Source organism: Flavobacterium sp. UM26 (genome assembly GCF_057922445.1).
Window position 1 is genome coordinate 19,249 of sequence record NZ_JBVHCY010000015.1, and the last position, 19,807, is coordinate 39,055.

The 19,807-nt window shown below is 36.9% G+C and carries 17 protein-coding genes; 15 read left to right on the plus strand and 2 right to left on the minus strand.

Annotated elements, in window-relative coordinates; genetic code table 11:
- Window positions 1–25 precede the first annotated feature (25 nt).
- From ACZ1AQ_RS14705 to ACZ1AQ_RS14770, 14 genes are all read left to right on the plus strand, one after another.
- Window positions 26–736 (plus strand): YebC/PmpR family DNA-binding transcriptional regulator, encoded by a 711-nt coding sequence (locus ACZ1AQ_RS14705; RefSeq protein WP_489633621.1) that lies wholly within the window; start codon window positions 26–28, stop codon window positions 734–736.
- A 118-nt stretch (window positions 737–854) separates the two neighbouring features.
- Window positions 855–2,036, plus strand: a complete 1,182-nt coding sequence (locus tag ACZ1AQ_RS14710; RefSeq protein WP_489633622.1) for a hypothetical protein — start codon at window positions 855–857, stop codon at window positions 2,034–2,036.
- 493 nt (window positions 2,037–2,529) lie between these two features.
- Window positions 2,530–3,147, plus strand: coding sequence for a GNAT family N-acetyltransferase (locus ACZ1AQ_RS14715; RefSeq protein ID WP_159684929.1), 618 nt, complete (start codon window positions 2,530–2,532; stop codon window positions 3,145–3,147).
- A 57-nt stretch (window positions 3,148–3,204) separates the two neighbouring features.
- A complete protein-coding gene (locus ACZ1AQ_RS14720; protein WP_489633623.1) occupies window positions 3,205–4,404 on the plus strand; it encodes an argininosuccinate synthase in 1,200 nt (399 codons plus the stop codon).
- Window positions 4,405–4,710: 306 nt separating this feature from the next.
- Window positions 4,711–5,688, plus strand: coding sequence for an N-acetyl-gamma-glutamyl-phosphate reductase (gene argC, locus ACZ1AQ_RS14725; RefSeq protein ID WP_489633624.1), 978 nt, complete (start codon window positions 4,711–4,713; stop codon window positions 5,686–5,688).
- Window positions 5,689–5,771: 83 nt separating this feature from the next.
- Window positions 5,772–6,908 carry an aspartate aminotransferase family protein gene (locus ACZ1AQ_RS14730; protein ID WP_489633625.1) on the plus strand — a complete coding sequence of 379 codons (1,137 nt, stop codon included), beginning with the start codon at window positions 5,772–5,774 and terminating at the stop codon, window positions 6,906–6,908.
- An 84-nt stretch (window positions 6,909–6,992) separates the two neighbouring features.
- Window positions 6,993–8,189, plus strand: a complete 1,197-nt coding sequence (locus ACZ1AQ_RS14735) for a glutamate-5-semialdehyde dehydrogenase (protein WP_489633626.1) — start codon at window positions 6,993–6,995, stop codon at window positions 8,187–8,189.
- A 103-nt stretch (window positions 8,190–8,292) separates the two neighbouring features.
- Window positions 8,293–9,054, plus strand: coding sequence for a glutamate 5-kinase (proB, locus tag ACZ1AQ_RS14740; protein WP_489633627.1), 762 nt, complete (start codon window positions 8,293–8,295; stop codon window positions 9,052–9,054).
- 65 nt (window positions 9,055–9,119) lie between these two features.
- Complete coding sequence (locus ACZ1AQ_RS14745; RefSeq protein ID WP_489633628.1) at window positions 9,120–10,094, plus strand: N-acetylornithine carbamoyltransferase; 975 nt, start codon at window positions 9,120–9,122, stop codon at window positions 10,092–10,094.
- Between the two features lie 9 nt (window positions 10,095–10,103).
- Window positions 10,104–10,880, plus strand: coding sequence for an acetylglutamate kinase (argB, locus tag ACZ1AQ_RS14750; protein ID WP_489633629.1), 777 nt, complete (start codon window positions 10,104–10,106; stop codon window positions 10,878–10,880).
- 54 nt (window positions 10,881–10,934) lie between these two features.
- Complete coding sequence (locus ACZ1AQ_RS14755; protein ID WP_489633630.1) at window positions 10,935–12,005, plus strand: M20 family metallo-hydrolase; 1,071 nt, start codon at window positions 10,935–10,937, stop codon at window positions 12,003–12,005.
- 159 nt (window positions 12,006–12,164) lie between these two features.
- Entirely contained in the window at window positions 12,165–13,445 is a 1,281-nt protein-coding gene (gene argH, locus ACZ1AQ_RS14760) for an argininosuccinate lyase (protein ID WP_489633631.1), read from the plus strand.
- A gap of 147 nt (window positions 13,446–13,592) precedes the next feature.
- Entirely contained in the window at window positions 13,593–14,594 is a 1,002-nt protein-coding gene (locus ACZ1AQ_RS14765) for a DUF2157 domain-containing protein (protein WP_489633632.1), read from the plus strand.
- 1 nt (window position 14,595) lies between these two features.
- Window positions 14,596–15,762 carry a hypothetical protein gene (locus tag ACZ1AQ_RS14770; protein ID WP_489633633.1) on the plus strand — a complete coding sequence of 389 codons (1,167 nt, stop codon included), beginning with the start codon at window positions 14,596–14,598 and terminating at the stop codon, window positions 15,760–15,762.
- A gap of 43 nt (window positions 15,763–15,805) precedes the next feature.
- Here ACZ1AQ_RS14770 and ACZ1AQ_RS14775 read toward each other — a convergent pair whose 3' ends face one another.
- Both ACZ1AQ_RS14775 and ytxJ read right to left on the minus strand, forming a co-directional pair.
- Window positions 15,806–16,330: a GNAT family N-acetyltransferase gene (locus ACZ1AQ_RS14775; protein ID WP_489633634.1), complete on the minus strand. Its 525-nt coding sequence runs from the start codon at window positions 16,328–16,330 to the stop codon at window positions 15,806–15,808.
- A gap of 26 nt (window positions 16,331–16,356) precedes the next feature.
- On the minus strand, window positions 16,357–16,749 hold the full coding sequence (ytxJ, locus tag ACZ1AQ_RS14780) for a bacillithiol system redox-active protein YtxJ (RefSeq protein ID WP_489633635.1): 393 nt from the start codon (window positions 16,747–16,749) through the stop codon (window positions 16,357–16,359).
- A 153-nt stretch (window positions 16,750–16,902) separates the two neighbouring features.
- Between ytxJ and clpB the strand changes: the two genes are divergently transcribed.
- A complete protein-coding gene (gene clpB, locus ACZ1AQ_RS14785; protein WP_489633636.1) occupies window positions 16,903–19,506 on the plus strand; it encodes an ATP-dependent chaperone ClpB in 2,604 nt (867 codons plus the stop codon).
- The last annotated feature ends 301 nt before the right edge of the window (window positions 19,507–19,807 follow it).

Genomic DNA, 19,807 nt, shown 5'->3' on the forward strand with positions numbered 1-19,807 from the left:
TTTGCAATTCAAAATAAAAATAGAAATGGGAAGAGCTTTTGAATTCCGAAAAGGTAGAAAAATGAAACGTTGGTCTGCAATGGCCAAAGCTTTTACTAAAATAGGTAAAGATATTGTAATGGCCGTAAAAGAAGGCGGTCCAAATCCTGACGCCAACTCTAGACTAAGAGCCGTTATCCAGAATGCCAAGGCAGCTAATATGCCTAAAGAAAATGTAGAACGAGCTATTAAAAAAGCAACTGATAAAGACACGGCTAACTACAAAGAAGTTTTGTTTGAAGGGTACGCGCCTCACGGTATCGCAATTTTGATAGAAACTGCTACTGACAATAACAACAGAACTGTTGCCAACGTAAGAAGTTACTTCAACAAATGCAATGGTACTTTGGGTACTCAAGGATCAGTTGAATTTATGTTTGACCATACTTGTAATTTCAGAATTCCAAAAGAAGGTATCGACGCCGAAGAATTAGAATTAGAATTAATTGATTTTGGTGCCGAAGAAGTTTTTGAAGATGAAGACGGTATTTTAATTTACGCTCCATTTAGTAGTTTTGGAACCATTCAAAAAGAACTAGAAAACAGAAATTTAGACATCTTATCTTCTGGTTTTGAAAGGATTCCACAAATCACTAAAAAACTCACCGAAGCTGAAATGGCTGATGTAGAAAAATTGATTGAAAAACTTGAAGAAGATGATGACGTTATGAACGTGTATCACACCATGGAAGAATAAATCTAAAAGCAAAAAATAAAATCCGACAAATTGAATTGTCGGATTTTTTTTGGCACTATATTTGGCATCTCCAAAAAAGAGCCAAAATCAAATTTTAACCCCAGAAATTACATTAAGTATGAAGAAAACTACTCTTATCCTACTACTCCTTTTAATTATTAGTAGTTGTGGTGTAAAACAAACCCAACAATTAGTTAGTACCGGAAACTATGACGAAGCCATCAACAACGCTTTGGCTAACTTAAGAACCAACAAAGACAAAAAGGGAAAACAAGACTACATTTACCTACTCGAAGAAGCCTTTGCAAAAGCTAAAGAGAGAGACTTGAATACTATTCAAATGCTAAATATTGAATCCAATCCCAATCAAATCGAAAAGTTGTACAATTATTATGTTCAATTGCACGACCGCCAAGAAAAGATAAAACCAGTACTTCCTTTATTTTTAATAAAAGAAGGACGCAATGCTATTTTTCCTTTTGACAATTACAACAGCCAAATCGTATCTAGCAAAGCCGCACTAGCCGAATACTTGTACACAAAGGCACTACAATTGATGAAAACCAATATCAAAGTAAATTACAGAAATGCTTTTGAAGAATTGACTTATCTTAATAAAATTAGTCCAAATTACAAAGAAGTAAACCGATTATTAGATGAAGCCAAATTCAAAGGAACCGATTTTGTTTTGGTAAAAACCAAAAATGAAACCAATATGATTATTCCAGATCGTCTTCAAAGCGATTTGTTGGACTTCAGCACGTATCGTTTGAATAACCCTTGGATTGTATATCACAATGCACCTCAAAAAGGAACCAAATACGACTTTTCTATGATGATTCTGTTCCGAAACATTTTGGTATCACCAGAACAAATCAAAGAACGTGAATTCATCAAAGAACGCGATATTAAAGACGGATACAAAAAAGTAATCGATGCCAATGGTAAAGTAGTAGTAGACGAAAATGGCAAAGAGGTTTTGGTCGATAACTTCAAAAAAGTAACGGTTCAAATTTATGAATTCCGTCAACTTAAAACGTGTCAAGTAACCGCAAAGGTTGAATTTGTTTCAACAAAAGGAAATCAATTACTTCAATCCTACCCTGTTACTAGCGAGTTTGTTTTCGAAAACATTTATGCCACCTACAAAGGAGACCGAAGAGCATCAGAAGAAAGCTACTACCCTACATTTGATCGTAGAGCCGTTCCATTTCCAACTTCAGAACAAATGGTGTATGACGCAGGAGAGGATTTAAAGTCAAAAATCAAAGATATTATGAATACAAATCGATTCGAATAAGAAAAGTAGCTTTTCAAAAAACAATCCTTCCCCCTATTACCACAAAAAAAGTGATTTTGACTTTCAAAGTCACTTTTTTTGCTTTAAAAAATAAATTTTGTTGAAATTTAACAATTTTTAGCAAAATTTGATTTTTTATAAAATTTTATGTCGTAAATTTGCATCGATGAAAAATACAAGTTTACATATAACTTCTATCTCCCGGATAAATTTACTTGCTACTTCTCCCGAAGTGCGGATGCTATGCCTATAGTTTCCAAAAAAGTCTTTTCTATATTTTATCCTTTTTCATTTATACCATTTTGAAATCAAATCCATTTTTTAATGGAGTTTCAAATCTAACTGAAACTCAATATAATTTTATAAGTCACTACATTTCAATTATTTACAATAAAATAGTTGAAAAAAATGTGGTACTTTTAATAGCTCATTGACTATGATTGCTTTAAAAAAAAGAACCAAACGATTTTTAACCTCTAAATCGAATTCCGAAATGAATATTTCTATAGTAGTAGCACAAAAAGAGCACTATACTTTTGCTGCAGAAATTTGTGATACAATTGAAACCTCGGCCTTACAAAGAGGAACGGGAATAGCCAAAAGAACCCCAGAATACATCCAAAAGAAAATGGAAACCGAAAACGCGGTTATTGCCATAATCGATGGAAAATTTGCCGGTTTTTGCTATATCGAATCTTGGCAACACGGACAATTCGTAGCCCATTCAGGTTTGATTGTACACCCAGACTTTAGAAATTTAGGATTAGCCAAAAAAATCAAAACATTCGTTTTTGAGTATTCCCAACAAAAATACCCAGAAGCCAAGGTTTTCGGTATCACTACTGGATTAGCGGTAATGAAAATCAATTCCGATTTAGGATACAAACCCGTTCCTTTTTCGCAATTGACTACCGACCCAACATTCTGGAAAGGCTGTCAAACTTGTACCAATTTTGAAATCCTAAAAAGCAAAGACTACAAAATGTGTTTGTGTACCGGAATGCTGTATGACCCCAAAGAAAAACAAAAAAATCCGCCCAAACACCCGTTCAATGTCCGGATTTGGAATCGTTTGAAAGAAATCAAACAAGCCCTTTTCTTAAAAAAATAATAGTTCAAACAATTAAAATCAACGTTTTGTCAGACACAAAACATTAAAAGATATACAATGGAAAATAAAAAAGTAGTATTAGCCTATAGCGGAGGATTAGACACTTCGTACTGTTTAAAATATTTAAAAAACGAAAAAGGATTCGAAGTACATACCGTTTTAATCAACACGGGCGGATTTGATGAAACCGAACTCAAAGCCATCGAAGACAGAGCCTACGAATTAGGAAGCGCCAAACACGCCAACCTTACCATTCTAGACAAATATTACGACAAAGCCATCAAATACTTGATTTATGGCAACGTTCTAAAAAACAACACCTATCCGCTATCGGTAAGTGCCGAGCGTGTTTTTCAAGCTATCGAAGCCATAAAATACGCCAAATCTGTTGGAGCCACAGCTATTGCTCACGGAAGCACCGGAGCAGGAAATGACCAAATTCGTTTTGATTTAATTTTCCAAACCATCGCTCCCGAAATCGAAATCATCACCCCTATTCGTGATTTAAAACTATCCCGTCAGGAAGAAGTAGACTATTTATCCAAAAACGGAGTACATTATTCTTGGGAAAAAGCACAATATTCTATCAATAAAGGTCTTTGGGGAACTAGTGTGGGCGGAAAAGAAACCTTAACTTCAGGACAACCTTTACCAAGCGAAGCCTACCCTTCGCAATTGCAAAAAGAAGGTGAAGAGAAAGTAACTTTGGAATTCAAAAAAGGCGAATTGGTTGCCATAAATGGCAAAGCAGATAAACCTTCTAACAATATTGTGGCCTTAGAAAAATTGGCTAGCGCTTACGCCATCGGAAGAGACATTCACGTGGGCGACACCATTATCGGTATCAAAGGAAGAGTTGGTTTTGAGGCCGCAGCCCCATTAATCATCATCAAAGCGCACCATTTATTAGAAAAACATACCCTGGGAAAATGGCAACAATACTGGAAAGAACAACTGGGCAACTGGTACGGAATGCTATTCCACGAAGGGCAATTTTTGGACCCTGTGATGCGCAACATCGAAACATTCTTAGAAGACACGCAAAAAACAGTCAACGGAACCGTAACGGTTTCTTTAAAACCATATCATTTCAGCTTAGACGGCATAGAATCACCAAACGATTTAATGAACACCGGCTTCGGTCAATACGGCGAAATGAACAATGCTTGGACGTCTGATGATGCGAAAGGCTTTATCAAAATTCTAGGCAATGCGCAAAACATATTTTCATCTGTGAATAACGAAACTTACGAATAGTATAATTACTGTTTAGGAGCGAAAGTTCAGGCATTCTTGGTGACATTAGTTCCCGCTATCCGTTACACCCGAGCGAAGCGAACTGACGAAGTAATCTTTGCAGGCTGAACCCCAGCCCACAAAGGATTTCCACTACTATCGGGGCTAAAGAGGAAATAGTAGGATTTTCAGGTTTGTCCTGCAAGATTTTTTTCAAACCTTGTAGGTATTAAATAGCCTAAAACATACCTACAAGGTCAAAAAAAGACCTTGCAGGAAAAGCAACAAAACGCATTCAGTTTTACAACATATTTAAAAATAAAAATTATGATTAATGTTGGAATTATTGGCGGTTCGGGTTATACGGCTGGCGAACTCATCAGAATCTTGATGTTTCATCCCAACGCCAAGCTAGATTTTGTGTACAGCACCACCAATGCGGGAAAACCCCTTTCGGTAGCGCATCAAGATGTGTTGGGCGATATTGAAATGAATTTTACAGACACCATCAACCCCAATGTAAACGTAGTGTTTCTATGTCTTGGTCACGGCAAATCCAAAGCCTTTTTATCCGAAAATACATTTGCCAGCCATACCAAGATCATTGATTTAGGCAACGATTTCAGGTTGAAAAAAGACGAAGTGTTTGAGGGTAAAAAATTCATATACGGCTTACCAGAACTGAACAAAAAAGCCATTAAAAATGGACAATTCATCGCTAATCCTGGCTGTTTTGCCACCGCTATTCAATTGGCTTTACTGCCTTTAGCGGAAGCTAAATTGCTCAATAGCGATGTGCATATCAATGCCACAACGGGAAGTACAGGAGCTGGAGTGAGTCTTTCTGAAACCTCACATTTTAGTTGGAGAAACAACAACATGTCGCATTACAAAGCTTTTGAACACCAACATTTGGGAGAAATTGGCGAGAGTTTGCACCAAGTACAAGAAGATTTCAACAACGAATTGCTTTTCATCCCCAACAGAGGCGATTTCCCAAGAGGGATTTTTGCCACACTGTACACCCATTGTGAGGAAAGTTTAGAGGATGTTGTGACCAAATATGAAGCCTTTTACAAAAACGAACCGTTTGTAACAGTTACCACTACCAACATTAATTTAAAACAAGTGGTTCAAACCAACAAATGCATCATTAGTTTGATGAAAAAAGGCAACCGAATTTTGATTACTTCGATTATCGATAACTTAGTCAAAGGCGCCTCAGGTCAAGCCATTCAAAATATGAACTTACTCTTTGGACTCGACGAAAGTACCGGATTGCATTTGAAACCAAGTGGATTTTAGAAAAAATTGTTTCAAGTTTAAAAGTTTAAAGTTGCTCGTGTAACCTTAAACCTTAAACTTTAAACCATAAACAAAAAACAACAATGAACCTATTCGACGTTTACCCATTATACAACATCACACCTGTAAAAGCAGTAGACTGTACCATTACAGATGAAAACGGTGTAGAATATTTAGATTTATACAGCGGCCACGGAGTCATCTCCATTGGGCACACCCAACCGCATTATGTGGCGAAAGTAAAAGAACAATTGGACAATATTGGATTCTATTCTAATGCTATCCAAAATCCACTTCAAGTAGAATTAGCCCAAAAACTAGGCGAATTATCAGGTTATGATGACTATTCCTTGTTTTTGTGCAGCTCAGGCGCCGAAGCCAATGAAAATGCATTAAAATTAGCCTCTTTTCACAACGGAAAATCGAGAGTGATTGCTTTCGATAACTCCTTTCACGGAAGAACATCGGCAGCAGTAGCGGTAACCGATAACAAAAAAATTGTGGCTCCCATTAATGCGCAACAAGTGGTTACTTTTTTACCACTAAACCAAATTGATTTGGTAAAAACCGAATTACAAAAAGGCGATGTGTGCACCGTGATTATAGAAGGCATTCAAGGCGTGGGTGGTTTAGATGAAGGCACTACTGAATTTTTCCAAGCCTTAGAAAAACTGTGCAAACAATACGAAGCGGTTTTGATTCTAGACGAAGTACAATCGGGTTATGGAAGAAGCGGGAAGTTTTTTGCACATCAATACCATAACATCAAAGCGGATATTATTTGTTTGGCCAAAGGAATGGGCAACGGTTTCCCAATTGGAGGAATTTTGATTGCACCGCATTTCAAAGCGAGTTATGGCTTGCTAGGTACTACTTTTGGTGGAAGTCATTTGGCTTGTGCTGCTGGAATTGCCGTTTTGGATGTCATCAAGAGTGAGAAGTTAATGGATAATGTAAACGCCGTTAGCGAGTACTTTATGAAAGCCATCCAACAAGTACCTGAAATCATCAAAGTAAAAGGAAAAGGATTGATGCTGGGGGTAGAATTTGATTTTGATGTAAGTGCCTTACGCAAGAAAATGATTGTAGAAAAACATATTTTTACGGGTAGCGCTAATAATAAAAATTTGTTGAGAATTTTACCGCCCTTGACCATTACCACAACAGCAATTGATACCTTTATCACGGCCTTAAAAGAGTCGTTGGTCGAATTGAAATAGACTTTTTATTCAATGGCTTGTGGTTTAAACCAAAGGCTATAGAATAAAAAAGGGCACGCCCAAAAAATTAACTAACCAAAAACTATGAATACACTACTAACCATCGAAAAAAGAAACGCCGTTTTAACCACGATGGCGGCTTTGCTAGCGCAGGAAAGAACGGCGTTGAAAAGTAGCAACCAACAGGATTTAGCCAATTATTCTGGAGAAGATTTGGCGATGGAAAAACGTTTGTTGGTCGATGATGCCAAAATTGACGGTATGATTTTGTCTTTGCAACAATTGGCCAATCAAGAAGACCCCGTGGGAAAAGTACGTTTTGAATTTGTTCACGATAATGGTCTCAAAATTTATAACAAAACGGCTGCATTTGGCACTATTTTAATTATTTATGAGTCACGACCTGATGTAACCGTTGAAGCGGGTGGTATTGCCTTTAAATCAGGAAATAAAATTCTTTTAAAAGGCGGAAAAGAATCCTTACTGTCGAATCAAAAGATTGTTAGTCTGTGGCATCAAGCGTTAGAAAGCAATGGTGTAGCAACGGATTGGGTAGAATACCTGAATTACGATAGATCACAAACCCAAGCTTTTTTGGAAAAACCAACGCAAAAAGTTGATTTGATTGTACCCCGTGGCGGAGAAAAACTGATTGAATTTACTAAAAAACACGCAACCTGTCCGGTGATTGTGAGTGGTCGTGGAAATAACTTTGTGTACGTAAGTGCTGATGCTGACTTAGATAAAGCAATGTCAGTTATAATTAATGCAAAGACCTCAAATATATCCGTTTGCAATGCTTTAGATAAAGTAATAATTGATATTAATTTACCGAATTGGGAAAGTTTTGCAAACCAATTAGTCCGTGCTTTACAAGAACGAAAAGTGATTGTTTTGGGCGACGCTACAATTGCTAGCGCTACTCAAATTCAACAAATCGAATCAGACGAAATTTGGTATGAAGAATTTTTGGATTACAAGATTGTAATTGGCACTGTTTCTTCTAATCAAGAAGCAATAGCTAAAATCAATAAATATTGCGGTGGTCACTCAGCTGCTATCATCACCGAAAGTGAAACTACTGCCCAAGAATTTATGGATAATGTTGACGCCTCATCTGTTTATCATAATGCTTCGACTCGTTTTACCGACGGAGGGCAATTTGGTTTAGGTGGAGAACTCGCTATCAGCACAGACAAATTACACCAACGTGGCCCTATTGGTTTACAACATTTGGTCACCAACAAATGGTATGTTTACGGAGAAGGACAAGTCAGATAAGATGGCAGAATTGAGATTATAGATTTTAGACGAAAGATTTGCGAACGTTGCGTTTTAATCGTTCCAATTATAAAAAAAATTGCGCCCTTTGCGGTTAAAAAAGATGACAAAAAAAAGAATATTATTAAAATTAGGCAGCAATACCTTAACCAAGGAAACCAATCATATTTCGAGAGGAAAGATTGAGGATATTGGAATGCAAATTGCTGCCCTACAAGACCAATACGAGTTCATTATTGTAAGTTCTGGGGCGATTGCCGCTGCCAAACAGTTTGTAAAACTTGACAATAATGATCAAGAAGTGTTTGTAAAACAAGCCTTAGCCTCCATAGGGCAACCCCATTTGATGCGTATTTACCACGAAAATTTCAGCGATTTAGGATTGCATATTTCTCAATGTCTCCTCTCCTATTCTGATTTTGAAAAAGAACAATCCAAAGACAATATCGTGAACACCATCAATGTGTTGGTCAAAAACAACTACATCCCCATCATCAATGAAAATGACACGGTAGCGACAGACGAAATTAAGTTTGGCGACAATGATAAATTAGCCGCTTTAGCAGCCGTATTACTAGATGTAGATATTTTGATTATTGCCACCAATACTAATGGAATTTACACTAAAGCTTCTATCAACGATGCACTTCCATCAACGATAGAACTAGTAACCGATTTGTCTTTGCTTGAAAAAGAAATAGGCGATAAAAAATCGTCTCACGGAACTGGAGGTATGCAATCTAAAATAGAATCGGCAGCAATTGCAAAAAAAGCCAATATTGAGACTTGGATTGTGAATGGCCTAGAGGATGATTTTATGCGGAAAGCGCTGCGGAATGAAATCCCTTTCACTAAAATTATTTAACTTAGAGCCACTAAAAATCACAAACTACAAATCCGCTTATTCAGCATTCTAATAAAGATAAAGCTATGAATTACACCTCAATAAAAGAAATCGATTCGCTAAAAAAATGGGTAAAACAAGCCCTTAAAATAAAGAAAGACCCTTTAAAAAAACAATCACTAGGCAAAAACAAAACCTTAGTGATGCTATTTTTCAATCCAAGTTTGAGAACGCGTTTAAGTACTCAAAAAGCGGCCATCAATCTAGGAATGAACGTGATGGTGATGAATTTTGGCGCTGAAGGTTGGACTTTAGAATTCGAAGACGGTACCGTAATGGACCAAGGCGCCTCAGAGCATATCAAAGAAGCCGCCGAAGTTGTTTCACAATATTGCGACATTATTGCCATCAGAGCTTTTGCAGGCCTTACCGATCGTGAAAAAGATTATGCCGAAACGGTAATGAATGGTTTTGTAAAATACGCTACAGTACCTATTGTTAATATGGAAAGTGCTACGGGTCACCCGCTACAATCCTTGGCCGATGCAATAACCATGGCCGAATTCAAAACCAAACACAGACCCAAAGTAGTGCTGACTTGGGCACCGCACCCAAAAGCATTGCCTCAGGCCGTAGCCAATTCGTTTGTAGAAATGATGCAACTGCAAAAAGATATGGATTTTGTAATTACGCATCCGGAAGGTTATGAATTGAATCCCGAAATCACCAAAGATTCGGTTATTGAATACGATCAAAACAAAGCTTTTGAAAATGCTGATTTTATATATGCTAAAAACTGGAGTAATTACACCGACTACGGTAAAGTAACCAATATGGATAAAAATTGGACCGTGACGGCCGATAAAATGAAATTAACTAATAATGCTAAATTTATGCATTGCTTGCCGGTGAGAAGAAATATGATTGTAGCAGACGAAGTGATTGATGGTAAAGATTCCATAGTAATTCAACAAGCTAACAACAGAACTTATTCAGCTCAATTAGTTTTGCAAAAAATACTAAAAAGGCTTCCTGATGAAAACCATAGTTTGGACTATTAAACTAAAAAAATGGAACAACTTACAATAGTAAAAATCGGAGGTAATATCATTGATAACCCAGCCGAACTACAACAATTTATTGCCGATTTTTCAAAAATTGAAGGCTATAAAGTGTTGGTGCACGGTGGAGGAAAATCAGCTACCAAAATGGCGAAAAGTATTGGTTTAGTCCCTCAAATGATTGATGGAAGACGCATCACCGACCAACCTATGCTAGACGTTGTGGTGATGATTTATGCAGGCGAAATCAACAAAAATATTGTAGCACAATTACAAGCAAATGAAACCAATGCTATGGGCTTTTCTGGCGCAGATGGCAACTTGATTCAATCCACCAAAAGAAACCATCCTACTATTGATTACGGTTTTGTGGGCGATGTACAAAAAGTAAACATCCCCCTGCTTGAAACATTGATAAAAAACGAAATTACCCCTGTGTTTTGTGCTATTACACACGACAAACAAGGACAATTATTAAACACAAACGCTGATACGATTGCTAGTGAATTAGCCATTGGTTTGTCGGAAGTATTTGAAGTCACTTTGACGTATTGCTTCGAAAAATCGGGTGTTTTGTATGATGCTGATGATGATACTTCCGTAATTGAAAACATCAATAAGGAATTGTATGATAAATTAAAAACAGAAGGCGCCATACATTCAGGGATGATTCCAAAACTAGACAATTGCTTTAACAGCTTGTCCAAAGGCGTTCATAAAATAAAAATAGGACATCACAAACTATTGAAAGACAACAACGTACTTTGTACGAGTATAACATTATAGATTACTAACAACCCTTACAGAAATCAAAACTCTGAAAGGGTTAAATTAAAAATTTTGAAAACCATTACAACACTTACACAAGAAGCCATCGCCTTACTAAAAGCATTGATTGCGACTCCTTCCTTTTCTAGCGAAGAAGCACAAACTGCGCTTTTGATAGAGCAATGGTTCCAACAAAATAACATTCCTTTTGAGCGGGAAAACAATAATATTTGGGCGTATAATCAACATTTTGATGCGGCTAAACCTACCCTTTTACTGAACTCGCATCACGATACCGTAAAACCCAATCAAGGATATACCAACGATCCATTTGAACCTATCGAAAAAGACGGGAAATTATTTGGACTTGGAAGCAACGATGCGGGAGGATGTTTAGTGGCTTTATTGGCCACTTTTGTTCATTTTTATGCTCAAGAAAATTTGCCTTACAATTTGGTTATGGTCGCTTCTGCAGAAGAAGAAAGCAGTGGTAAAAACGGGCTGAATAGCGTACTACAACATTTGCCAGAAATTGATTGCGCCATTGTGGGCGAACCTACCTTAATGCAATTGGCCATTGCCGAAAAAGGACTTTTGGTTTTGGATGTAGTCGTAAAAGGTACCGCAAGTCACGCAGCACATCATAATCCTGACAATCCGATTTACAATGCTATGCCAATCATCAGTTGGTTTAACAGTTACCAATTCGAAAAAATATCAGAAGTTTTAGGGCCTGTAAAAATGACGGTTACCCAAATCAACGCTGGAAAACAGCACAATGTAGTACCAGCAGAATGTCATTTGGTAGTCGATATTCGAGTAAACGATTGTTATACCAATGCAGAAATATTAGACGCAGTTCGTCAACAAGTGAAAGCTGAGATTACACCGCGTTCTATGCATCTAAATGCTTCTTCTATTCCTCTTTCACACGGATTAGTACAAGCAGGAATCGCCTTGGGACGAACTACCTATGGATCTCCTACGCTTTCGGACCAATCGGTGTTGAGTTGCCAGTCGTTAAAACTAGGTCCAGGAGAAACCCTGCGGTCACACTCGGCAGACGAATTCATTTACATCAATGAAATCGAAGAAGGAATTGAATTGTACATTAAAATATTGACAGATTTTTTTAGGAGCTAATCCCGCTATCCGTTACAATCTTTTATGGCGAACCCCGCCATAAAAGGATTTTCACTACTATCGGGGCTAGAAATAAAATAAAACGAGAACATAAATCTAAACAAGACACTTTGCGAACCTCTGTTCACTTTTGTAGTGCTTTGTGAAAAATATAATAATATGAAACTCTGGGAAAAAGGAATACCAACCGACAAGCAAATCGAACATTTTACGGTAGGAAATGACCGTGAACTCGATTTGGTTTTGGCCAAATACGATGCTTTAGGTTCTATCGCTCACGCTAAAATGTTGGCTCAAATAGGATTATTGAATGCAACAGAAGCTGATGATTTAGTTTTGGCCTTACAAGATATAATCACAACTATCGAAAAAGGAGATTTCGAAATTGAAGACAGTTTTGAAGACGTACATTCCAAAATAGAATACTTATTGACTGAAAAATTAGGCGATGCTGGTAAAAAAATACACACAGCACGTTCTCGAAATGACCAAGTATTAGTAGATGTCAATTTATATTTAAAAGATGTGGTTATAGCACTCAAAGAACAAGTAAAAACGCTTTTCGATTTGTTGATGGAATCCGCTGAACAGTATCAAAATGTGCTGTTGCCAGGTTATACGCATTTACAAATTGCTATGCCCTCTTCCTTTGGTATGTGGTTTTCTGCTTACGCCGAAACTTTAATAGACGATATCACGATGTTGAACGCCGCCTTGAAAGTGGTAGATCAAAATCCGTTAGGCTCTGCCGCAGGCTATGGCAGCTCCTTCCCTATCAACCGAACCTTTACTACTCAGGAATTAGGCTTTGCTACTTTAAAATTCAATTCGGTAGCAGCACAAATGAGCCGTGGCAAATCCGAAAAAACAGTCGCTTTTGCTATGAGTAGCGTGGCTGCAACTTTAGCAAAATTCTCTATGGACGTGTGTCTATATATGAGCCAAAACTTTGATTTTATTAGTTTGCCAGCACATCTAACCACTGGTTCAAGCATTATGCCTCATAAAAAAAACCCAGATGTTTTTGAACTAATCCGTGGAAAATGTAATAAAATTCAAGCTTTACCTTATGAAATCACTTTAATCACTAATAACCTTCCTAGTGGCTATCACCGTGAGTTTCAATTATTGAAAGAAGGATTATTTCCCGCTATCCAAAATCTAAAAGCCTGTTTGGATATTGCCATTTTTTCCATCAAAGACATTAAGGTAAAAGACAACATTCTAGCCGACCCAAAATACAATTATCTATTTACCGTAGACACTTTAAACGAAATGGTGGTAGCTGGAATGCCTTTTAGAGACGCCTACAAAGCTGTGGCAGAACAATTAGGAAATGGTACTTACGAATCACCAAAAGCCACCCAACACACGCACGAAGGAAGTATTAATAATTTGTGTTTGAAGGAAATTAAAGAAAAAATGCAAAACGCTTTTTAGAAAAGATACGCTAATAGCTCAAGCCGTTCTACTTTTTGTTAGAACGGCTTTTTTTTGTGCTCTTTGAAAATAGTAAGCAGAATAAGAAGACTTTTAACGTGACTTCAAAACAAATATCTTATTTTTGATTAAGCCAGAATCCAAATTATGAAAACAAAAACTTACAAGAGTAAAATCGCAACTGCTTTGCTAGAAAAAGGCTTTATGACCAATAAACAACTAGATGCCATTGAAGAATATCAAAATCTAGGTATTTTTTCTTTGCACACAGAATTAAGACTTTTACTTTATTTATCCGTGTTGCTCTTTACTTCAGGTATTGGAACTTTAATCTATCAAAACATTGACTCTATTGGTCACGATGCGATAATCATTTGTCTTTTTTTGCTAATTGCTGTTAGTCTCTATTTTTGTTTCAAAAAAGCTAAAGGATTTCACAAAGAAGAAGTTGCCTTTGATAATCCAATCTATGACTATTTAGTCTTACTTGTTTCCATTCTAAGTTGTATTTTCATTGGGTATCTACAATTTCAATATACGCTTTTTGGAGAAAATTATGGAATAGCCACGCTTGTCCCCACTATTCTTAGCTTTTGTTATGCCTATTATTTTGATAACAAAAGTGTCCTTAGCATTGCAGTTTCCGGTCTCGCAGCTTGTATCGGTCTGACTGTAACTCCGCAGAAAGTTCTAGATACCGAATTTTATTCCAATGATACCCTAGCTTTTTCAGCTATTGGATTAGGACTATTGCTCATTGGGTTGACCATTTACAGTTCAAAAAACAAATTGAAAATGCATTTTAATTTGATTTATCTCACTTTCGCTCTACATCTAATCTGTATTGCTACAATTAGCAAACTTTTAGAAAAAGAAGTTCCATTATGTTTTCTATTTGCCTTGCTTTTAGGAGGAGCTACTTATTACTTTTACAAAGTAAGTAAAGAATATGATGCCGTTTCACTTTTTGTATTTGCTTTACTTTACGGTTATGTTGGCTTCAATGTGCTTTTATTCAAAGTAATTGACACTATTGATTTTAATGGATTCTGGGAACTTTTGATGTATCTGTTTCCTGCTTATTTCATCAGCTCTATCTATTTATTCATTCAATCTATAAAAAAGTTCAACCAACAAAAAGACAAGTAAAATGATAGCTTACGACGAAAATAAATTAACGAATATCGTTTTACTTGAAGAAACAGATACTTTTTTGAATGCTGGTTTTATCACTCAAGAACAAGCCGAATGTATAAAAAACAATTCACCTGTTTTTAAATCACAAAATAACCTACTTCTTCGCTTAGCGTTTTTCATCCTTGGAAGCTTCCTTTATGCTTCAATTTGCGGCACTATATCAATCATTGGAATGCAAATTGGGGAATCCTATTTCCAATTTTGTTTTTATATTTTTGCCATAATAGGATGGGCAGGTGCTGAATTTTTAGCCCGAGAAAACTATAAAAATTATGGTATTGACGACGCTTTCATTTTAGGTAGCCTCTTAAATCTTGGCATAGCCATTGGCTTCAATTCAGATCAATTTGAAGTAATCATATCAATCCTTCTAGCTATAGCCTCTCTTTTATTATACAAAAGGTTCATGCACAATATCTCACTTCTAATCTTTTGCCTCGCTACAAGTGCTACTTTTTTCTATACTTTATTAGAGTTAGGAACCATTGGTAAAACCATCTTACCATTTGCTACCCTGCTTTTGGGAACAACCTTTTATTTTTTTACCAAAAGAAAATTAACTCGATTAGAAATCATTTTTTATCATAAAGGATTAATTCTCGCTAATAGTTTTTGCTTGTTTCTAATCTACCTTTCTTGCAACTATTTTGTAGTAAGAGAACTCTCAGCTGCATTACTTGGAACACAAGTAGAACCAAATCAAGACATCCCATTCTCGTTGTTCTTTTATACCTTCACTGTTAGTATACCAATTATTTATTTGATACTAGCTCTAAAAACCAAAGACCGAATTTTGTTATGGATTGCTGTCCTTTGCGTAGCCCTTTCAATTTTCACGATTCGATATTATTATTCGGTTTTTCCAATCGAAATTGCAATTACCCTAGGAGGTTTTTTACTTTTTATTATTGCCTATTTTTCAATTCAGAAGTTAAAAAACAAAACCAGCGGAATCACTTTTGAAGTGGATAAATTAACACACAAAAAAGATCTTATAAACGCAGAAGCTTTAGTGGCTGTCGCAACTTTTGGCATAAAACCGGAAACCAAAATAGAGGAATCTCCCATTAAATTTGGAGGTGGTGATTATAGCGGTGGTGGTGCTTCTGGAAATTTTTAAATAAAAAAAGCACTCTTTTAAAATTTTAAAAGAGTGCTTTTTGTTAATTATTCAATTGTAATCGCATCATAATATCGGTCTGCTCATCATCGCCTAACTTAAAAATGTGCTGGTCAAAGGGCACAAAACCATTTTTGGTATAAAAACGAAGCGCTCTGAGATTTTTTTCCCAAACACCTAGCCAGACATACGCAAGTCCTTTTGATTTGGCAACCGTTATGGCTTTATCATAAAGTAATTGCCCAACACCCTTGCCATGAAAGGCATTGACAACATAAATACGCTCAATTTCAAGCGCTAGAATATCTTTCAACTCTGTTTGAGCCTTTCCAAAATTGATTTTCAAATATCCAATGATGTCGTTTTCATAAGTCGCAAAATAGAATTCAGAATTATTGTTTTGATACTCTGACGTAAGTTTTTCAATAGAAAAACCTTCCTCCAAATAGATTTTCATGTTTGCTTCTGAATTAAAATCAGAAAACGTCTTGCGAAAAGTCTGTTGTCCTATTTTTTGCAAAGCACCCATTTGATGCGGCTGCACTTTATCAATTGAAATAACATCCATAAAGAAAATGGAATTTAATCATGTACTTATTCAACTATTTTTTTCAAAACTCCAGCATCTATATCACTATGCGAAGCGTTATAAATCGCCTTACCATTCTTTATCAAAAGCAGTTGAGGCGATTGATGTTGCACGCCAAAACGAGCAGCAATTTCATTCGAAATCTCACGATACGTAATTAAATCCAAAAAATAAGCATCGATACTATCGTGCAGTTCAAACGCATTTTCAAACTGTTTCAAGGCAAATCGGCTAATACTACAACGCGTACTGTGCTTGAAGATAAGTACAGGTTTTTCATTAGAATGCGCCGTTAACTCGTCCAATTGTCCCATCAATTGCAAGGGTATCCAATTGACTTTACTAACCGATTCTTTTTTTTCTTCTGAACTACCGAATAAGGAATTAAATAGGCTCATTTTGTCTCTTTTTATGTCTTTTTGTCGTTAAATAATACTCAAAATCAAACAAAAACAGTCAAAATGTCCGTAAATTTATATTGGAACACCATTTGACGATTTTCAACAAAAATAAACATTTACAACAAACAATAATCATCAAATCTATCAATCATGAACATTAACAAATTTACCATTAAATCCCAAGAGGCCATTCAGCACTCCCAACAATTGGTGCAAAGCCTAGGGCAACAACAAATAGAAAACGAACATATTTTCAAAGCTATTTTTGAAGTAGACGAAAATGTAGCACCTTTTCTTTTGAAAAAACTAAACGTAAACGTGCCTTTGTTTCTTCAAATTTTAGATAGTCAAATTCAAAATTTCCCCAAAGTAACAGGTGGCGAAATTCAATTATCTAGAAGTGCAAACACAGCACTTAACGAGGCCGAAATCATTGCCAAAAAAATGAACGATGAATTCGTTAGCATTGAGCATTTAATCCTAGCCATTTTTGGTTCTAAAAGTAAAGTCGCCCAAATTCTAAAAGACCAAGGTGTGACTGAAAAAGGACTAAAAGCGGCTATCGACGAATTGCGTAAAGGCGAACGAGTAACCTCGGCCTCGGCAGAAGAAACCTATAATTCCTTGAGTAAATATGCAAAAAACTTAAACGAGTTAGCTAAAACCGGCAAATTAGACCCTGTAATTGGTCGTGACGAAGAAATTCGTCGTGTTCTTCAAATTTTGACTAGAAGAACCAAAAACAATCCAATGCTCGTGGGAGAACCAGGAGTGGGTAAAACGGCTATCGCCGAAGGTTTGGCGCACCGAATTGTAGCAGGTGATGTTCCCGAAAACTTAAAGAACAAAATTGTGTTCTCACTCGACATGGGTGCTCTGATTGCAGGAGCTAAATACAAAGGAGAATTTGAAGAACGTTTGAAATCGGTAGTGAAAGAAGTTATCGCTTCGGAAGGAGATATCGTTTTATTCATAGACGAAATTCACACATTGGTAGGAGCTGGTGGTGGCGAAGGTGCGATGGATGCTGCCAATATCTTGAAACCAGCTTTGGCGCGTGGCGAATTACGTGCCATTGGTGCAACCACTTTGGATGAATTCCAAAAATATTTTGAAAAAGACAAGGCCTTAGAACGTCGTTTTCAAAAAGTAATGGTGGAAGAACCCGATACCGAAAGCGCTATTTCAATTTTACGAGGTATCAAAGAAAAATACGAAACACATCATCAAGTTCAAATTAAAGACGAAGCGATAATTGCTTCGGTTGAATTGTCACAACGATACATTTCTAACCGATTTTTACCGGATAAAGCCATCGATTTGATGGACGAAGCGGCATCGAAATTACGCATGGAAATTAACTCCAAACCCGAAGAACTCGATGTCTTGGATCGTAAAATCATGCAACTTGAAATTGAAATCGAAGCCATCAAACGTGAAAAAGACGAAAGCAAGTTGAAAGTTTTAGGCTTGGATTTGGCCAATTTAAAAGAAGAACGCAACGAAATTTTTGCCAAATGGAAATCTGAAAAAGATATTGTAGATAACATACAATTGGTAAAAACAGAAATCGAAAACTTCAAGTACGAAGCAGAACGCGCCGAACGTGAAGGCGATTATGGTAAAGTAGCGGAGATTCGTTACGGTAAAATCAAAGAAGCGCAAGAAAAATTAGCAAATCTTACGCATCAATTACAAGAAAATCAATCCGGAACTTCTTTGATTAAAGAAGAAGTAACGCGAGAAGATATTGCCGAAGTTGTAGCCAAATGGACCGGAATTCCTGTCATGAAAATGCTACAAGGCGAACGCGAAAAACTATTGAAATTAGAAGATGAATTACACAAACGTGTGGTAGGACAAGAAGAAGCCATCGAGGCTGTGAGTGATGCGGTTCGTAGAAGTCGCGCAGGTTTGCAGGATATGAAAAAACCCGTAGGAACCTTCCTTTTCTTGGGAACCACTGGTGTGGGTAAAACCGAGTTGGCCAAAGCCTTGGCAGAATACCTCTTCGACGACGAGAATGCCATGACCCGCATCGATATGAGCGAATACCAAGAACGCCACAGCGTAAGCCGATTGGTTGGAGCGCCTCCAGGGTATGTAGGTTATGACGAAGGAGGACAATTGACCGAAGCCGTGCGAAGAAAACCGTATTCTGTAATTCTGCTTGACGAAATAGAAAAAGCGCATCCTGACACCTTCAATATCTTGCTACAAGTGCTGGACGAAGGTCGTTTAACAGACAATAAAGGACGCTTGGCCGACTTCAAGAACACAATTATCATCATGACCTCGAATATGGGAAGCCAAATTATTCAAGATAAATTCGAAAATTTAAAAGGAAGTATCGAAGCTGCTACCGAAGCCGCCAAAGTAGAAGTATTGGGATTACTCAAACAAACGGTTCGTCCAGAATTCATCAACCGTATCGACGAAATCGTGATGTTTACACCGTTGACCAACGCTAATATCGCTCAAATCGTAGGTTTACAACTAAAAAGCGTGATCAAAATGTTGGCACAACAAGGCATCACCATGGACGCTACTCCCGAAGCGATAGACTATTTATCGAAAAAAGGATACGATCCTCAATTTGGTGCAAGACCAGTAAAACGTGTTATTCAGCGTGAAGTGCTCAACGAATTATCGAAAGAAATTCTGTCAGGCAAAATCACCACCGACAGCATCGTTTTGATCGACGCCTTCGATAACCAACTTGTTTTTAGAAATCAAACCGAGTTGGTACATTAATCAAAAACACACAAAACCTTTCTAAGTTTTAAACAACGAAAGAATTCAAACACCAGTCGAAAGATTGGTGTTTTTTTTTTTTTTTTTTGCGGAGCAGCACCAACTTTTTTCACAATAACTTCCCCTCCCGCTGTCCGCTATATCTTTTATGCCGAACACCGGCATAAAAGGATATTTGCTCCCATCCTTTAGATTTGCTAAATAAATTTAGAGTACTTTTAATCAACAACCAAACTGACAAAGTGAACCTTATCTTCCATCAAAGTTAGCTACTTATGCCCCGATTAGGACTTTGTCAGTT